At 68.0% G+C, this 17,154-nt stretch carries 11 protein-coding genes; 10 read left to right on the forward strand and 1 reads right to left on the reverse strand.

Annotated elements, in window-relative coordinates:
- The first annotated feature begins 80 nt into the window (after positions 1-80).
- Entirely contained in the window at positions 81-2,549 is a 2,469-nt protein-coding gene (locus AC0KUR_RS01670) for a mechanosensitive ion channel family protein (RefSeq protein WP_473375251.1), read from the forward strand.
- Positions 2,550-2,576: 27 nt separating this feature from the next.
- On the opposite strand, the gene AC0KUR_RS01675 is transcribed toward AC0KUR_RS01670, so the two are convergent.
- Positions 2,577-3,413, reverse strand: coding sequence for a CerR family C-terminal domain-containing protein (locus AC0KUR_RS01675; RefSeq protein ID WP_034185764.1), 837 nt, complete (start codon positions 3,411-3,413; stop codon positions 2,577-2,579).
- A 91-nt stretch (positions 3,414-3,504) separates the two neighbouring features.
- Between AC0KUR_RS01675 and AC0KUR_RS01680 the strand changes: the two genes are divergently transcribed.
- The 9 genes from AC0KUR_RS01680 to AC0KUR_RS01720 all read left to right on the forward strand — a co-directional run bounded on the left by AC0KUR_RS01680 (position 3,505) and on the right by AC0KUR_RS01720 (position 17,136).
- Positions 3,505-4,641 (forward strand): HlyD family secretion protein, encoded by a 1,137-nt coding sequence (locus AC0KUR_RS01680; RefSeq protein WP_034185763.1) that lies wholly within the window; start codon positions 3,505-3,507, stop codon positions 4,639-4,641.
- Entirely contained in the window at positions 4,634-6,220 is a 1,587-nt protein-coding gene (locus AC0KUR_RS01685; protein WP_034185762.1) for an MDR family MFS transporter, read from the forward strand. The genes AC0KUR_RS01680 and AC0KUR_RS01685 overlap by 8 nt, the downstream gene beginning before the upstream one ends.
- Before the next feature lie 13 nt (positions 6,221-6,233).
- On the forward strand, positions 6,234-7,721 hold the full coding sequence (locus AC0KUR_RS01690) for an efflux transporter outer membrane subunit (RefSeq protein WP_473375252.1): 1,488 nt from the start codon (positions 6,234-6,236) through the stop codon (positions 7,719-7,721).
- Between the two features lie 225 nt (positions 7,722-7,946).
- Positions 7,947-9,482: a catalase gene (locus AC0KUR_RS01695; protein WP_200086679.1), complete on the forward strand. Its 1,536-nt coding sequence runs from the start codon at positions 7,947-7,949 to the stop codon at positions 9,480-9,482.
- 78 nt (positions 9,483-9,560) lie between these two features.
- Positions 9,561-10,172, forward strand: coding sequence for an ankyrin repeat domain-containing protein (locus AC0KUR_RS01700; protein WP_226251857.1), 612 nt, complete (start codon positions 9,561-9,563; stop codon positions 10,170-10,172).
- An 80-nt stretch (positions 10,173-10,252) separates the two neighbouring features.
- Entirely contained in the window at positions 10,253-10,723 is a 471-nt protein-coding gene (locus tag AC0KUR_RS01705; protein ID WP_473375253.1) for a VirK family protein, read from the forward strand.
- Between the two features lie 656 nt (positions 10,724-11,379).
- Positions 11,380-12,537: an efflux RND transporter periplasmic adaptor subunit gene (locus AC0KUR_RS01710; RefSeq protein WP_473375254.1), complete on the forward strand. Its 1,158-nt coding sequence runs from the start codon at positions 11,380-11,382 to the stop codon at positions 12,535-12,537.
- Between the two features lie 20 nt (positions 12,538-12,557).
- Positions 12,558-15,701, forward strand: coding sequence for an efflux RND transporter permease subunit (locus AC0KUR_RS01715; RefSeq protein WP_124668832.1), 3,144 nt, complete (start codon positions 12,558-12,560; stop codon positions 15,699-15,701).
- 4 nt (positions 15,702-15,705) lie between these two features.
- The gene (locus AC0KUR_RS01720) at positions 15,706-17,136 is read left to right on the forward strand and encodes an efflux transporter outer membrane subunit (protein ID WP_473375255.1); all 1,431 of its coding nucleotides are present in this window, start codon (positions 15,706-15,708) and stop codon (positions 17,134-17,136) included.
- The last annotated feature ends 18 nt before the right edge of the window (positions 17,137-17,154 follow it).

The following is a 17,154-nucleotide window of genomic DNA, read 5'->3' on the forward strand; positions in this document are numbered from 1 at the left end:
TCCGGCCGCGATCATGTTAACTTCCGTCCATCGTTCAGCCCGGCGGGCCGCGCCCCGATGCGCACCCGCATGCCCACTCCATGCGACATTTCCTCCTCGGCTGGCTGCTTGCCGCCGTCGTGTCGGCCGCCCATGCGGCCGCCCCCGCTCCGGCCGCCGCTTCGGCCGCCGCTTCGGCCGCTTCCGGCACCGCGCCCGCGCTGACGCCGCAACAGGCCCAGCAGGCACTCAATGTGCTCGAAAACCCCCGCGATCGCGCGCAGGTCGAAACGACGCTGCGCGCGATCGCAGCCGTCGGCGTACTGAGTGCGCCCGCGGCCGCCGCCAGCAATGCGGCCGCGGCGAGCAGCGCATCGGCCGCCGCAGTCCCGACCGCGCTCACGTCGAACGGGCTCGCGTCGATGCTCGTTCGCCAGGGGGCGCACTGGACCACCGAAATCGGCGGCGCGCTGAACGAATCGTTGCACTCGCTGCTCGATGTCGGCTCGGTCGGCAACTGGTGGCATGACAGGCTGGTGCGCGCCGACGCGCGCGCCGAGCTCACGCACGCGGCCTGGACCATCCTCGCAGTGCTCGTGCCCGCGCTCTTCGTCGAATGGCTCGCGAGGCGGTTGCTGCGGCGTGCGCTGGCTGCGGTCGCGGCGCGGCGCGCCGGCCCATCGCGTACCGCCGCGCCCGATTCCGTCCCGCCCGACGACGACGCACCGCCGGACTCATCCGACCCACCCGATGCCACCGACGCTGCCGAAGCCGCGCCGCCTTCATCCCACGGTCAAGGCGATGCGCGGCGTCACACCACGCTGCTGCACCGGATGCCGCGCGCGCTCGTCAGCCTGGGGCTGCGCGCGGTGCCGCTGCTCGTGTTCGTCGGCGTCGCGAGCCTGGCGATGTCGCTGCTCGGCGATACGGGCGCGCCGATCGAATCCGCGCTCGAAGCGCTGATCGACACCTACGTGATCTGCCGGCTCGTCACGATCGTCAGCCGGCTGTTCTTCCAGCCCGACGCGCGACAGCTGCGGCTGCTGCATATCAGCGACGCATGGGCCGATTTCGCGCAGCGCTCGATCGCGCGGATCGTGATCGTGGTCGGCGCCTGCACGGCCGCGGTCGAGATCGCCGCAAGCTTCGGCCTCAGCGAAGCCGGCCACGTCGCGCTGCTGAAAGCCGTCGCGCTCGCCGGGCACGTGATGATCTCGGTGCTGATCCTGCAGTGCCGCCGGCCGGTCGCAGCAAGGATCCGCACGGCCGGCGCCGACCGCCCGACCTTCGCCGTGGTCGCCAATGCGCTCGCGGACGCCTGGGCCCCCGTGTCGGTCTTCGTCGTGATGGCACTGTGGTTCGTGTGGGCGCTCGACGTCCACAACGGCTACCGCGTGCTGATCACGCTCGGCGGCCGCTCGATCGCCGTGATGATCGGCATGCGGATGGTGTCGATCGTCGTGTTCGGCGCGCTCGCGCGGCTGTTCCAACGCCGCGACGAGGACCGCACGCTCGTCCATCTGCACGCGTACCGCTATTACCCGCTGCTGCGCCAGATCGTATCGGGCGCGATCGGCGTCGTGACCCTCGTGCTGTTGCTGCAGATCTGGGGCGTGCCGGTCTTCCGCGCGTTCGGAACGGGCACCATCGGCCACCGCCTCGCGTCGGCGCTGGTGACGATCGCGATCGCGGCGATCGTCGCGCTCGTCGTCTGGGAAGCCGCGAACATCGCGATCGAGCGCCGCCTGCAGCGCTGGACGCGCGAAGGCAATCTGGTGCGGGCGGCACGGCTGCGCACGCTGCTGCCGATGCTGCGCTCGCTGCTGTTCGTGATGATCGCGCTCGTCGTCGTGCTGACGGGCCTCAGCGAACTCGGCGTGAACATCGGCCCGCTGCTGGCCGGGGCGAGCATCTTCGGCGTCGCGCTCGGCTTCGGTTCGCAAAAGCTCGTGCAGGATTTCATCACCGGGATCTTCCTGCTGATGGAAAACGCGATGCAGGTCGGCGACTGGGTCACGCTCGCCGGCGTGTCAGGCACGGTCGAATACCTGTCGATCCGCACCGTGCGGCTGCGCGCGGGCGACGGGTCGCTGTATACGATCCCGTTCAGCTCCGTGACGACCGTCAACAATACGAATCGCGGGCTCGGCAACGCGGCCGTCAAGGTCAGCATCGCGTACGGCGAGGACATCGATCGCGCGATCGCGACGCTGAAGGAAATCGGCGCCGCGTTGCGCGACGATCCGACGTATCGCGACGGCATCCTGTCGGACTTCAGCTACTGGGGTATCGACCAGGTCGACGGTGCGGCGCTCGCGCTGGCCGGACAGATGCAGTGCACGGACTCGGCGCGCTGGAGCGTGCAGCGCGAATTCAACCGGCGGATCGCGGAGACCTTCCGCGAGCGCGGGATCCAGATCGCCAATCCGCAGCGCAGCCTGGTTGCCTATGCGGACGGAACGCGGCCTGCCGGCAGCGATGAAGGCGACCACGCCATCGACGACATCACCGCGCCCGACACGCCGCCCCGGCCGCCGTCGCCCGGCAACGGGGGGCGCAAGCCGGGTTGATCGCTCAACGCGTGTGACGCGCCGCGCTCAACGCGCGGCGGGTTTCTTCACGCGCGCCGTCTTTTTCGCCGCAGGGCGTGCCGTTCCCGGTTTCGCCGCGCGTTTCGACGCGGCGGCACCCGGCGCGCGCTTCGCGGCGCCTTCCGGGCCGGCCGCCGGCGCGTCGCGCTGCACATGCCATTGCTCGAGCAGCACGCGCGTCTGGTCTGCGATCGTCTCGATCAGCAGCGCCGCACGCTCGCCCTCGAACGCGTCCCACTCGAGCAACTGCAGCGCCGAACGCTGCGCGATGTGGAATACCGTGAGCTGCCCGAACAGGCTCAGCGCGCGCAACCGCGTGACGGGATCGTCGGCCGGCCGCCCCGAAATGCGGCCGATCAGCGCGGCGCTCACGTCGTTCAGCGGCTTGCGCATGCGCGACATCAGGATTTCGCTCGCGCTCGCCGGCTCCTGGCCGCCCTGCTCGCGCGCAAAGAACATGCGCTGATTCATCGTCTTCGGCGCGGTGAACATCCGGTCCGACAGGGCGCGCAGCAACCCGATGAACGCATCGATCAGCACGTCGATCTCCGCGTGCGCATCGAGCATCGCCCATGCATGGCCGACCGCGGGCGCGAACACCTGCCAGCCGGTCTCCGCGATCGTCTCCACGCACGCGCGGTACACGCCTTCCTTGTTCTCGAAGTAGTACTGCAGCGCCGGCGCGTTCACGCCCGCCATCGCGGCGATCTCGCGCGTCGACGCGCCCGCGAACCCGCGTTCGCCGAACAGTTCGATTGCTGCCTCGATGATCCGCTGCCGCGTTTCGTCCCCGCGCGCGTAGCCGCCTGCCGACGTGCGGCGCAGCTTCTTCGCTTCGTTCATGCCTTCCTCGTCGTTCGATCGATCGATATTCTACTTGACACAATTTTATCAACTGGAATAATTCTTCCACTTGGAATAAATTGGATCCCGCATGTCGACGCCGCAAGACCCGCCCCAGCACCCGCCACAAAAAGCAGATCGTCAGGAAAACGGAACAACGCCGCGCAACGGAAACGGCGGATCGAAGCGGCGCATCCTGCTCGCCGTCGCCGTGCTCGCCGCCATCGGCGGCGCCGTCTGGCTCGGCCGCTGGTGGACGGTCGGCCGCTTCATCGAAAGCACCAACGATGCGTACCTGCAGGCGGACAGCATGACCGCCGCGCCGAAAGTCGCGGGCTACGTGACCGACGTCTACGTGCGCGACAACCAGGCCGTGAAGGCCGGCGATCCGCTCGTGCGGCTCGATGTCCGCCAGTACCAGGTCGCGCTCGCGCAGGCGCTGGCCACCGTCGACGCCCGCCGTGCGGACATCGCGCGCGCCGAAGCCGACATCAGCCAGCAGCGTGCGAATCTCGAACAGGCCGACGCGCAGGCGAAGGTGTCCCGCATCAATGCCCAGCACGCCAGCGACGAATACACGCGCTATGCGCCGCTCGCGGCAACCGGCGCCGAAACGCACGAACGCGTCGCCGACCTGAAGAGCACACGCGACCAGGCCGCCGCGACGCTGGCCGCGAACACCGCGTCGATCGCTGCCGCGCGCACGCAGATCGCGTCGTTCACCGCGCAACTCCAGCAGGCGCGCGCGCAGCTCGAGGCCGCGCAGGCCAGCGCCGCGCAATCGCAGCTCGATCTCGACAACACGATCGTGCGCAGCACGCTCGCCGGCCGCGTCGGCGATCGCACGGTACGCGTCGGCCAGTACGTGCAGCCCGGCACGCGGCTGCTGACCGTCGTGCCGGTCGACTCGATCTATCTCGTCGCGAACTTCAAGGAAACGCAGATCGGCAACATGCGCATCGGCCAGCCCGTGTCGCTGCATGTCGACGCATTGCCGGACGGCACGTTGTCCGGCGTCGTCGACAGCTTCGCGCCCGGCACCGGCGCGCAGTTCGCGCTGCTGCCGCCGGAAAACGCGACCGGCAACTTCACGAAGATCGTCCAGCGCGTGCCGGTGCGCATCCGCCTGGACTCGAACGCCCGCGCGCAGCGCATGCTGCTGCCGGGGCTGTCGGTCACGGTCGACGTCGACACGCGTTCGGCCCGCGACGAGCAGCGCCATGGCTGATACGTCCGCCACGATGCCCGCGCCGCCGCACGAAGGCCGCGCAAGCGTCACCGACTGGATCGCGGTCGCGGCCGGCGCGCTCGGCGCGCTGATGGCCACGCTCGACATTTCGATCACGAACTCCGCGTTGCCGCAGATCCAGGGCGAAATCGGCGCGACCGGCACCGAAGGCACCTGGATCTCGACCGGCTACCTGATGTCGGAGATCGTGATGATCCCGCTCGCCGCGTGGCTCACGCGCGTGTTCGGGCTGCGCAATTTCCTGCTGACGAACTCCGCGCTGTTCATCGCGTTCTCGATGATGTGCGGCTGGTCGCACTCGCTGCCGATGATGATCGCCGGCCGGATCGGCCAGGGCTTCACGGGCGGCGCGCTGATCCCGACCGCGCAGACGATCATCCGCACGCGGCTGCCGCTGTCGCAACTGCCGGTCGGGATGACGCTGTTCGGCCTGATCGTGCTGCTCGGGCCGTTGTTCGGCCCGGTGCTCGGCGGCTGGCTCGCGGAAAACGTGAGCTGGAGCTGGTGCTTCTTCCTGAACCTGCCCGTGTGCCTGCTGCTGATGGCGCTGCTGGTGTTCGGACTGCCGTCGGACCGCCCGCACTGGAGCGCGTTCTTCAACGCGGACTGGCTCGGCATCTTCGGCCTCGCGATCGGCCTGAGCTCGCTCACCGTCGTGCTCGAGGAAGGCCAGCGCGAACGCTGGTTCGAATCGCAGATGATCGTCACGCTGAGCATCGTGTCGTTGGCCGGGATGATCCTGATCGCGCTGTCGCAACGCTTCGCGACACGGCCGATCGTGCGGCTGTCGCTGATGCGCAACCCGCGCTACGCGAGCGTGATCGTGATCGTGTCCGCGGTCGGCGCCGGGCTGTACGGGGTGTCCTACCTGCTGCCGCAGTTCCTCGCGATCGTCGCCGGCTACAACGCGGAACAGGCCGGCGCGATCATGCTGCTGTCGGGGCTGCCGGCCTTTCTCGTGATGCCGATCCTGCCGCGCCTGCTCGGCAAGGTCGATTTCCGCATCCTCGTGATCTCGGGGCTGCTGCTGTTCTGCCTGAGCTGCATGCTCGACATCAGCCTGACCGCGCAAAGCGTCGGCCACGACTTCGTGTGGTCGCAACTGATCCGCGGCGTCGCGCAGATGCTCGCGATGATGCCGCTCAACCAGGCATCGATGGCGGCCGTCGCGCGCGAGGACTCGGGCGACGCGGCCGGGCTCTACAACATGGCGCGCAACCTCGGCGGTTCGATCGGCCTCGCGATCATCGGCACCGTGATCGACCGGCGTACGACCTACCATACAGCCATGCTCCGCGAATCGGTGACCGCCAACTCGCTGATCGGGCAGGACCGGCTGTCCGCCTATGCGGCCAACTGGTTCTCGCACACCGGCGACCTCGCGTATTCGAACCTGCGCGCGCTCGGACAACTGGCGCAGCAGATCCAGATCCAGGCCGTCGTGATGACCTACTCCGAAACCTTTTATCTGCTGGGCCTCGCGCTGCTCGCCTGCGTGCCGCTCGCGCTGCTGCTGAGAACGCCGCGCGGGCCGCAACCGATGTCGTCCGGCCATTGAACCGTCTTACGCGATGAAACCCTTCTTCCCGCCCCGCCGCCCCGCACTCACGCTGTGCGCGGCCGCGTGCCTGCTCGCCGGCTGCACGGTCGGCCCCGACTATCGCGGCGCACCCGCCGCCCCCGATGCGCCGACGTTCGTGCGTGCGCCCGCCGCCGGCGTCGACACCGCCGCGCCCGCCCCGAGCGCGTGGTGGCGCGCGCTGAACGACCGCCAGCTCGACGAGCTGATCACCGCCGCGCTCGTCTTCAACCCCGATCTGCACGCGGCCCAGGCACGCTTGCGTGCATCGCGTGCACAGCTCTCGCAACAGCGTGCGGCCCAGTTGCCGAAAGCGTCGGCCACCGCCGCGGCCGTCCGCATGCGCGAACCCGATATCAGCGCGCTCGGTTCGCTGCTGCCGTCGAACGGCTCGAACCCGTCGGGCGGCACGTCGCCGTCGCTGGGCGGCTCGGGCCCGCTGCAGCTCTATTCGGCGGGCTTCGACGCAACCTGGGAAATCGACCTGTTCGGCGGTACGCGCCGCGCGGTCGAAGCCGCGTCCGCACAGGCCGAAGCAGTGGATGCGGACCTCGCCGATACACAGGTGTCGATCGCAGCCGAAGTCGCCAATGCGTACGTCGACCTGCGCGACCAGCAGCAGCGGCTTGCGCTGTCGCGGCAAACCGCCGGGTTGCAGCAGAAGATGCTCGAACTCACGCAGCAGCGCCGCGCGCGCGGCGTCGCGGCCGATGCGGACATCGAACGCCTGACGACGCAGGTCGAGAACACGCGCGCGTCGCTGATCCCGCTCGACGCGCAGGTGACGGAGTCGCTCGATCGGCTCGCGATCCTGACGGGCCGCGCGCCCGGCGCGCTCGATGCCGCGCTGTCGAGCGCGGATGTGCCGCTGCCGACGCTGCCCGGCAACGTCGCGATCGGCGATCCGGCCACGCTGCTCAAGCAACGCCCCGACATTCGCGCGGCCGAGCGCCGGCTCGCGTCGAGCAATGCGCAGATCGGCGAGCATGTGGCCGACTATTTCCCGAAGGTGACGCTGCTCGGCGATCTCGGCTTCAGCGCGGCGGACCCGGGGCACCTGTTCCGCAAGCAGAATTTCACGTGGGTCGGTGCGCCGTACCTGCAATGGAACATCCTCGACTTCGGTCGCACGCGCGGCGCGGTACGGGCAGCCGAAGCGTCGCGCGACGAAGCGGAAGCGAATTATCAGAAGACCGTGCTCGGCGCATTACAGGATGCCAACACCGCATTGCAGCGCTATGGACACCAGCGCGAGCACGTCGTCGCCTTGACGAAGGTGCAGACATCGGCCGTGCATTCGCGCTCGCTGATGGACGAGCGCTATCGTGCGGGCGTCGCGTCGATGATCGACCTGCTCGATACGCAACGCGAAGCGCTGTCCGCGCAGCAGAACGTGATTGCCGGGCAAGCCGAACTGATCAAGGACTACGTGTCGGTGCAGAAGAGCCTTGGGCTCGGCTGGCAGGCAAACGCAGGGTGACGGCGCCGGCGCGCGTGACGCACGGTCGCCGCATCACGCGCGCCGCAACAACCCATTGCGCGCGCAACAATACCGGTTCGGTTCGTCCGCAACGAGCGGGCCCGCGCCGCTTCGACACCGCGGCTATCGAAAACATATCGAATATCAATTAGCCAATCATCTGACGATATCTTCTAATTCAGTCGGCTTCCCCACCACCGATCGGATTCAAGGAGTTCCATCGTCATGTCCTCATCCTCTCATCGTGCGCTGCGGCACGCAGTCGCCGCGATCTGCGTTGCCCTCTCCGCTTCCCCGTATGCCGCCGAACTCACGCGCGACACGGGCGCGCCCGTCGGCGACAACCAGAATTCGCAGACGGCCGGCCCCGCCGGCCCCGTGCTGCTGCAGGACTCCGCGCTCATCGAGAAACTGCAGCGCTTCGATCGCGAGCGCATTCCGGAACGCGTCGTGCATGCGCGCGGCACCGGGGCATTCGGCGAGTTCGTGCCGAGCGCCGACATCTCCGACCTGACGAAAGCGAAAGTCTTCACGCCCGGCACCCGCACGCCGGTGTTCGTGCGCTTCTCGACCGTGATGGGTTATCGCGGCTCGCCCGAACAGGCACGCGATCCGCGCGGCTTCGCGGTGAAGTTCTATACGCAGCAGGGCAACTGGGACATGGTCGGCATCAACTGGCCCGTGTTCTTCATTCGCGACGGCATCAAGTTCCCCGACTTCGTTCACGCGAACAAGCCGAGCGCCGTGACCGGCGTGCAGGACCCGAACCTCGCGTTCGACTTCTTCGCGCACACCCCCGAAGCGACCCACATGCTGACGATGCTGTACTCGGATGCCGGGATGCCCGACTCGTACCGTCGCATGGACGGCTTCGCGGTGCACGCGTTCAAGTTCGTCAATGCGCAGGGCGACGTGCACTACGTGAAGTTCCACTGGAAGAGCCAGCAAGGCGTGCACGGCCTGCGTCCGCAAGAGATCGCCGCGTCGATCGGGCACGACTGGAACATGATGACGAACGACCTGTACGGCGCGCTGAAGCAAGGCGATTTCCCGAAGTGGGATCTGTACGTGCAGGTGCTCACGCCGAAGGACCTGAACCGCTTCGACTTCGACGCGCTGGACGATACGAAGGTGTGGACCGGCGTACCTGAACGCAAGATCGGCACGATGACGCTCAATCGCGTGCCCGACAACTACTTCCAGTCAACCGAGGAATCGGCGTTCGCGCCGTCGCGGCTCGTGCCGGGCATCGAGCCGTCCGAAGACCGGATGCTGCAGGATCGCCTGTTCGCGTATGCCGACACGCAGATGTACCGCCTCGGCGCGAACTACATGGACCTGCCGATCAACCGCCCCGTCGTGCCGGTGGTCAACAACAACCAGGACGGCAAGATGAACTTCGGCGATCGCAAGGGCGAGGTGAACTACGAGCCGTCGACGCTGAACGAGCTTGCGCAGGATCCGCAGTACAAGTCGGTCCGCACGCCGCTCAGCGGCACGACGCAACAGGAAGCGATCCACAAGAAGCTGTTGTTCCGTCAAGCCGGCGAGTACTACCGCAGCCTGTCGCAGCAGGACAAGGACGACCTCGTCACCGCGCTGTCCGGCGATCTCGGCCAGGTGAAGAACGCGCATAACCAGTACGCGATGCTGTCGTACTTCTACAAGGCCGATGCCGACTACGGCACGCGGCTCGCGCAGGCCGTTCACGCGAACGTTCAGCAGGTGCAGTCGCTTGCGGCGAAACTGAGCGACAACTGATCGCGCGACGCCGGTCGCAGCCTGGCGTGCGCGGTGGTGCCGCGCACGCCGGCCCGACTTCTTCATCAGGACATCCTCATGCGATCAACACGCTTCATCCATGCGGCTCGCGTGGCGGCGACGGCGCTGGCGCTGGCCGCGATCGCCGGCTGCGCGCACCTGCCCGACCGGCCGGCGTACGGCAAGGCCGATCCCGCCGCACTGCGCCGCTACGACGGCGACTGGTTCGACGCCGCCCGCGTCGGCCGCGTCGACATCCTGCGCGCGTTGCACGACGCCGGGTATCCCGTCGACACCACCGACAGCCGCGGCTTTACGGCCGTGATACTCGCGTCGTACGACGGCCAGCCCGCCGCACTCGACTACCTATTGTCGGCCGGCGCCAACGCGTGCATCGGCGATCGACACGGCAATACGGCGCTGATGGGTGCGCTCTTCAAGAACGAACCCGACATCGCCCGCCGCCTGATCGACACGCGCTGTCCGATCGACCAGACGAACGGCGCCGGCGAAACCGCACTGGGGTTCGCGACGCTGTTCAATCGCTTCGAACTGATTCCGCTGCTCGTCGCGCACGGCGCGAATCCGAACCATGTCGACCGGCGCGGCCAGTCGCTGCTGCAGCTCGCGCTGACGCACGACAACACCGATGCCGCGGATGCGCTGCGTAAAGCCGGTGCCAGACCGTAGCGCGACTACGCGTCAACGTCTGATCAATGCGAACGCTCCGTGCTATGGTGCCGTTGGTTTCATCGCACGGAGACAGGAAAATGCTGAGTCGCTTCGCCATTGTTCTTGTTGCCGCCGGCGCGGCAACCAGCCTCGCGGCAACGGCCGCGGGCACCCAACCGGACAGCGCCAATGCGTATCGCCAGTTGCGCACGCGGCTCTTCGCGGGCGTGACGGTCACCGCGATCTTCTCGCCGAACCAGTGCCGGAACGCGCAGCAAGCCGCAACCCGGGCACCCGTACCCACCGTATCAGGCGGTTTCGCGATACGCGATTTCATGGAAGTCGGCGGCAATACGCTCGCGTTCGCCAACCAGCACCTGACCGTCCAGCCGAGCGGCGCGACGGTGCTCGAGCTGATCCAGTATCGCGTGATGCAGGACGAAAGCGCGACGGTAACGGTGCGCTCGCTTTCGCCCACGACGTACCAGCCCGTCGCGCCGGCCCAGGTGTTCCAGTGCACGCTCGGCGACGGCCTTCGTTTCGCCAATGCCTGGCGGGATCGCGACTGACGCGGGGAATGCGTAGCAAATGCGAGAATTCGTGTAAAAACAGCAGGAGTACTACGAAATATGGATAGCGCACGGATAGGAGGAGCGATTCGTGCGCGGCCTTTCAACACGTCGATAACGATCGTCATCTTCGCGGCCGGCGCGAGTCGCGCCAGTTCGAGGTTGTCGCCGCGCACCGCATTCAGCAGCATCCGCTCGCGCCCCGCCGCCTGCGCGACATCCAGCCGCCGTGGGCGCGGCAGCCTTGTCGTCGCGAGCCGGTGCAGCCGCACCTCCTCGCCACTCCATTCGCCCAGCGCCCCCGCCGGTTCGGTGTTCACGAACCGGCGCAAGCCATCGCGCGCATCGAGCCCGAACACCGCGGCGTCCGACTGGCCGTCAGACTGCCGTGTCTTTCGGCTGACGGCCAGCGTAGCTCGCCAGGCTGCGATCGCTCCTCGTTGACTGCGTCAACGTGCGGATTGCCGGCACCACCGCACGCAGGATACCGCCCCGCCCCCATTCGTTCGACCGTCGCGACGCACGCCCCCTCTTTTCGGTTCCTTTCGCCGGCTCCATCGAATCTCCATCTTTCCGCATAAAAGACGCCAACTAATCCACGCACACTCCGCTCCGTCAAAGCAGGCAATGGACTGCCTGCATTTCCTGGAGTCGCCATGAAGAATCAGAAACGATGCTGCTACAGCGCGGTATGCGCGCTGGCGGCGGCAGTACTGGCGGGGTGCGGACCCGCCGATCAGCAGGCCGCCGCACCGGCCATCCCGGTTGCGGCGATGACGCTCGCGGCCGCGCCCCTCGACGTGAGCGAAGACCTGCCGGGCCGCGTCGCGGCCGTGCGGATCGCCGAGATCCGCCCGCAGGTCAGCGGCATCGTCCAGCGCCGGCTGTTCGAACAAGGCACCGAGGTGCGCGCGGGCCAGCCGCTGTTCCAGATCAATCCGGCGCCGTTCAAGGCCGACATGGACACGGCCGCCGCGTCGCTGCAGCGCGCGCAGGCCGCGCTCGAACGCGCGAAGGTGCAGACCGCGCGCTTCAAGCCGCTCGTCGAGGCCGATGCGATCAGCCGCCAGGTGTACGACGACGCCGTGTCGCAACGCGACCAGGCCGCCGCCGACGTCGCGCAGGCCCGCGCGACGCTCGCGCGCCGCCAGCTCGACCTGAAATTCGCCGCCGTGGAGGCGCCGATCGCCGGCCGCATCGACCAGGCGCTCGTGACCGAAGGCGCGCTGGTGTCGAGCACCGACAGCCAGCCGATGGCGCGCATCCAGCAGATCGACCAGGTCTACGTCGACGTGCGCCAGCCGGCCGCGTCGCTCGAATCGCTGCGCGGCGCGCTTGCCGCGCAGCCGGGCGCGACGGGCAACGGCCTGCCGGTCGACGTGCTGCGCGACGACGACACGCGCTTCGACGTGAAGGGACGCATGCTGTTCTCGGGCGTCAACGTCGATCCGGGCACCGGCGACGTGCTGCTGCGCGTGCTGGTCGACAACCCGAAACGCCAGCTGCTGCCGGGCATGTACGTGCGTGCCCGCATTCCGCGCGCGCACTACGCCAGCGCGGTGATGGTGCCGCAACAGGCGGTCGTGCGCGCGGGCGGCAAGCCGCAGGTGTGGGTGCTCGACGCGAAGGGCACCGCGCATCTGAAGGCCGTCGAGGTCGGCGAGCTGACGAACCGCAGCTACCGCATCAAGTCGGGCCTGCAGGCCGGCCAGAAGATCGTCGTCGAAGGCATGGAACGCCTGATCGACGGCGCGCCGGCCGCCGCGACCGACTGGAAGTCGCCCGACGCGGCCACCACCGCGTCCGCGCACTGAGTCACGAGGAGCCACCAGTCATGGCTGAATTCTTTATCCGACGCCCGGTGTTCGCGTGGGTGATCGCGCTCTTCATCATCCTGACGGGGCTGATCGCGATCCCGCAACTGCCGGTCGCGCGCTACCCGTCGGTCGCGCCGCCGTCCGTCACGATCACCGCGAACTACCCGGGCGCCACGCCCCAGACGATGAACGACGGCGTGCTGAGCCTCATCGAACGCGAACTGTCCGGCGTCAGGAACCTGCTCTACTTCGAATCGTCGGCCGATACGTCCGGCTCCGCGCAGATCACCGTGACGTTCAAGCCCGGTACCAACCCGGAGATGGCGCAGGTCGACGTGCAGAACAAGATCAAGTCGGTCGAGCCGCGCCTGCCGGCGGCCGTGCGCCAGAACGGGCTGATCGTCGAATCGGCGTCGTCCGGCTTCCTGATGCTGATCGGCCTGCGCTCCGACAACGGCCGCTTCGACGAAGGAGCGCTCGCCGACTACATGGCGCGCAGCGTGTCCGAGGAACTGCGGCGAATCGACGGCGTCGGGCGGGTGCTGCAGTTCGGCTCCGAACGCGCGATGCGCATCTGGGTCGATCCGCAGAAGCTGATCAATTTCGGCCTGTCGATGAGCGACCTGACGACCGCGATCGGCCAGCAGAACGTGCAGATCGCGCCGGGCAGCCTCGGTGCGCTGCCCGCGCTGCCGGGCCAGCGCGTGACCGTGCCGCTCATCGCGCAGGGCCAGCTCACGACGCCGGAGGAGTTCGCGAAGGTCGTGCTGCGCGCGAACGCGGACGGCTCGAAAGTCGTGCTCGGCGACGTCGCACGCATCGAACTCGGCTCGCAGAACTACACGTTCGTGAGCCGCGAGAACAACAAGCCGGCCACCCTCGCCGGCGTGCAGCTCGCACCGGGCGCCAACGCGGTGAAGACCGCGGACGCGATCCGTGCGCGCATGGCCGAACTGAGCAAGTCGATGCCGTCCGGCATGACCTACTCGATTCCGCTCGACACGTCGCCGTTCGTGAAGATCTCGATCGAGAAGGTGCTGCACACGCTGCTCGAAGCGATGGTGCTCGTGTTCCTCGTGATGTACCTGTTCCTGCAGAACGTGCGCTATACGCTGATTCCGGCCATCGTCGCGCCGGTCGCGATGCTCGGCACGTTCACGGTGATGCTGATGACCGGCTTCTCGATCAACGTGCTGACGATGTTCGGCATGGTGCTCGCGATCGGCATCATCGTCGACGATGCGATCGTCGTCGTCGAGAACGTCGAGCGCCTGATGGCCGAGGAAGGACTGTCGCCGAAGGACGCGACCTCGAAGGCGATGAAGGAAATCACCGGCGCGATCATCGGCGTCACGCTGGTGCTGACCGCGGTGTTCCTGCCGATGGCGATGGCGAGCGGCTCGGTCGGCGTGATCTACCAGCAGTTCACGATGTCGATGGCCGTGTCGATCCTGTTCTCGGCGCTGCTGGCGCTGACGCTCACGCCGGCCCTGTGCGCGACGATGCTCAAGCCGCTCGAACCGGGCCATCACGAGAAGCGCGGCTTCTTCGGCTGGTTCAACCGCCGCTTCGATCGCCTGACGAAATGGTACGAGACGCGCGTCGGCCGCCTGGTCGGCCGCACGGGCCGGGTGATGCTGGTGTTCGTCGCGATCTCCGGCGCCCTGGTGTTCGGCTTCCGCAGCCTGCCGTCGTCGTTCCTGCCGGACGAGGACCAGGGTTACTTCATCACCAGCTTTCTGCTGCCCGCGGACGCTACCGCCGAACGTACGCACGACGTGGTCGAGACGCTGGAGAAGCATCTTGCCTCGCGTCCGGCAATCCAGTCGAGCATTTCCGTGATCGGCTACGGCTTCTCGGGGCAAGGTCCGAACGCGGCGATCAACTGGTCCGTGATGAAGGACTGGAAGAACCGGGGCGGCGCGTCGACCCTCGAGGAAGGCATGCTCGCGCAGCAAGCGATGGCCGGCGTGACCGAAGGCACGGTGATGAGCCTGCTGCCGCCGGCGATCGACGAACTCGGCAACAGCTCCGGCTTCTCGATGCGTCTGGAAGACCGTGCCAACCAGGGCGCGGCGGCGCTCAAGGCGGCGGAAGTCAAGCTGCTCGAACTCGCCGCGCAAAGCAAGGTCGTGGCGGGCGTGTACCCGGACAGCCTTCCTGCCGGCACGAGCATCCGCCTCGAAATCGACCGTGCGAAGGCGCAAGCGCTCGGCGTGTCGTTCACGACGCTCAGCGACACGCTGTCGACCGCGATGGGTTCGACCTACGTGAACGACTTCCCGAACGCGGGCCGCATGCAGCAGGTGATCATCCAGGCCGACGCGCCGGCGCGCATGCAGATCGACAACGTGATGAAGCTGTACGTGCGCAACGCGGCCGGCGGCATGGTGCCGCTGTCCGAAGTGGTTCGCCCGGTATGGGCCGAGACGCCGCTGCAGATGGTGCGCTTCAAGGGCTACCCGTCCGCGCGGATCTCGGGCAACGCCGCACCGGGCCAGTCGAGCGGCGCGGCCATGGCCGAGATGGAGCGTCTCGCCGCGCAACTGCCGCCGGGCTTCGCGGTCGAGTGGACCGGCCAATCGCTGCAGGAAAGCCAGTCGGCGTCGCAGGCGCCGATGCTGATGGTGCTGTCGATGATCGTCGTGTTCCTCGTGCTCGCCGCGCTGTACGAAAGCTGGTCGATCCCGCTGTCGGTGATGCTGGTGGTGCCGCTCGGCCTGATCGGCGCGATCGGGGCGGTGCTGCTGCGCGGCCTGCCGAACGACGTGTTCTTCAAGGTCGGGATGATCACCGTGATCGGCTTGTCCGCGAAGAACGCCATCCTGATCGTCGAATTCGCGAAGCAGCTGCGCGAGGAAGGCAAGGGGCTCGTCGAAGCGGCCGTGCAGGCGTCGAAGCTGCGCCTGCGCCCGATCCTGATGACCTCGCTCGCGTTCGGCCTCGGTGTCGTGCCGCTGATGATCGCGACCGGCGCCAGCGCCGAAACGCAGCACGCGATCGGTACCGGTGTGTTCGGCGGCATGGTGACCGCCACGGTGCTGGCCATTTTCTTCGTCCCTGTTTTCTTTGTGTTCGTGACGAGCATCCAGGAGCGCATCGGCGCATGGCGGGCTTCCCGCAAGCAGCCGGCCGCCCCGACTCACGGACAGGAAGGTTGATGCCATGCGATTGCTCATTCTCCCTCTCGTCCTCGCCCTGTCGGCCTGCTCGCTCGCGCCGACGCTGGTCAAGCCCTCGATGCCGGTGCCGACGGCCTACACGGCCGCCGCGGCCGCCGACCTCCAGGCCAACGCCGCCGATCTCGGCTGGCGCACGATGTTCGGCGATCGCCGCCTGCAGCGCCTGATCGAGCTCGCGCTCGAGAACAACCGCGACCTGCGCGTCGCGGCGCTGAACGTCGAGGCCGCCGAAGCGCAGTACGGCGTCCAGCGCTCCGCGCGCCTGCCGTCGATCGGCGCCGGCGCGAGCTTCACGCGCCAGCGTACGTCGGACGACACGCAGTCGAGTCCGCCGCTGTTCGGCACGACGCAGAACCAGTACGGCGTGAACGTCGGCATCAGCGCGTTCGAGATCGACCTGTTCGGTCGCGTGAAGTCGCAGTCGGATGCGGCGTTTGCGCGCTACCTCGCAACCGATCATGGCCGCCGCGCGGTGCAGATCTCGCTGGTCGGCGGCGTCGCGGACGCGTACTTCGCGGAACGCCTCGCGCAGGAGCAACGCCAGTTGTCCGAGCGCACCCTCGCCGACTGGCGACAGTCGCTCGACCTCGCGCGCCGCCTGAAGGATGCGCATCAGGCGAGCGGCGTCGACATCGCACAGGCCGAAGGCCAGGTCGCGAGCGCCACGGCCGATCTCGAAGCGCGCACGCGCGCCGTCGAGCAGGCACGCAACGCATTGCGCCTGCTGGTCGGCACCGATTTGCCGAAGGATCTGCCGGAGCCGGTGCCGCTTCAGCAGCAACCGGTGATGACGCAACTGCCGGCCGGGCTGCCGTCCGAACTGCTGTTCCGTCGTCCTGATATCCAGCAAGCCGAACAGAATCTCGTCGCCGCCAATGCCGATATCGGCGCCGCACGCGCAGCGTTCTTCCCGCGCCTGTCGCTGACGTCGTCGATCGGCTTCCTCAGCCCGGCGATGGGCGGCCTGTTCGACGGCGGACAACGCACGTGGAGCTTCGCGCCGCAGGTCACGGTGCCGATCTTCCAGGGCGGGCGCCTGCGCGCCGAGCTGCGTCTCGCGGAAGTGCGCAAGTCGAGTGCCGTCGCCGAGTACGAACGCTCGATCCAGACCGCGTTCCGCGAAGTAGCCGACGGTATCGCCGGGCGCGAGACCTTCGGACGGCAGATCGACGCGCAGACGCGCGTGGTCGGCTCGGCCGAGCGCCGCACCGACCTGTCGAACCTGCGCTATCGCGCGGGTGTCGAGGGGCGGCTGGAATTGCTCGATTCGCAGCGGCAGCTCTACTCGGCACGGCAGGCGCTGCTCGACCTGCGTCGCAGCGAGCTCGGCAACGCCGTTGCACTGTACAAGGCGCTCGGCGGCGGCCTGACGGACAAGGACGTCGCACCGTCGGCGAGCGTGGTGCAGAACTGAACGAACGGCGCCGCTCCA

The sequence above is a fragment of the Burkholderia sp. YHN3-13 genome (assembly GCF_055810675.1).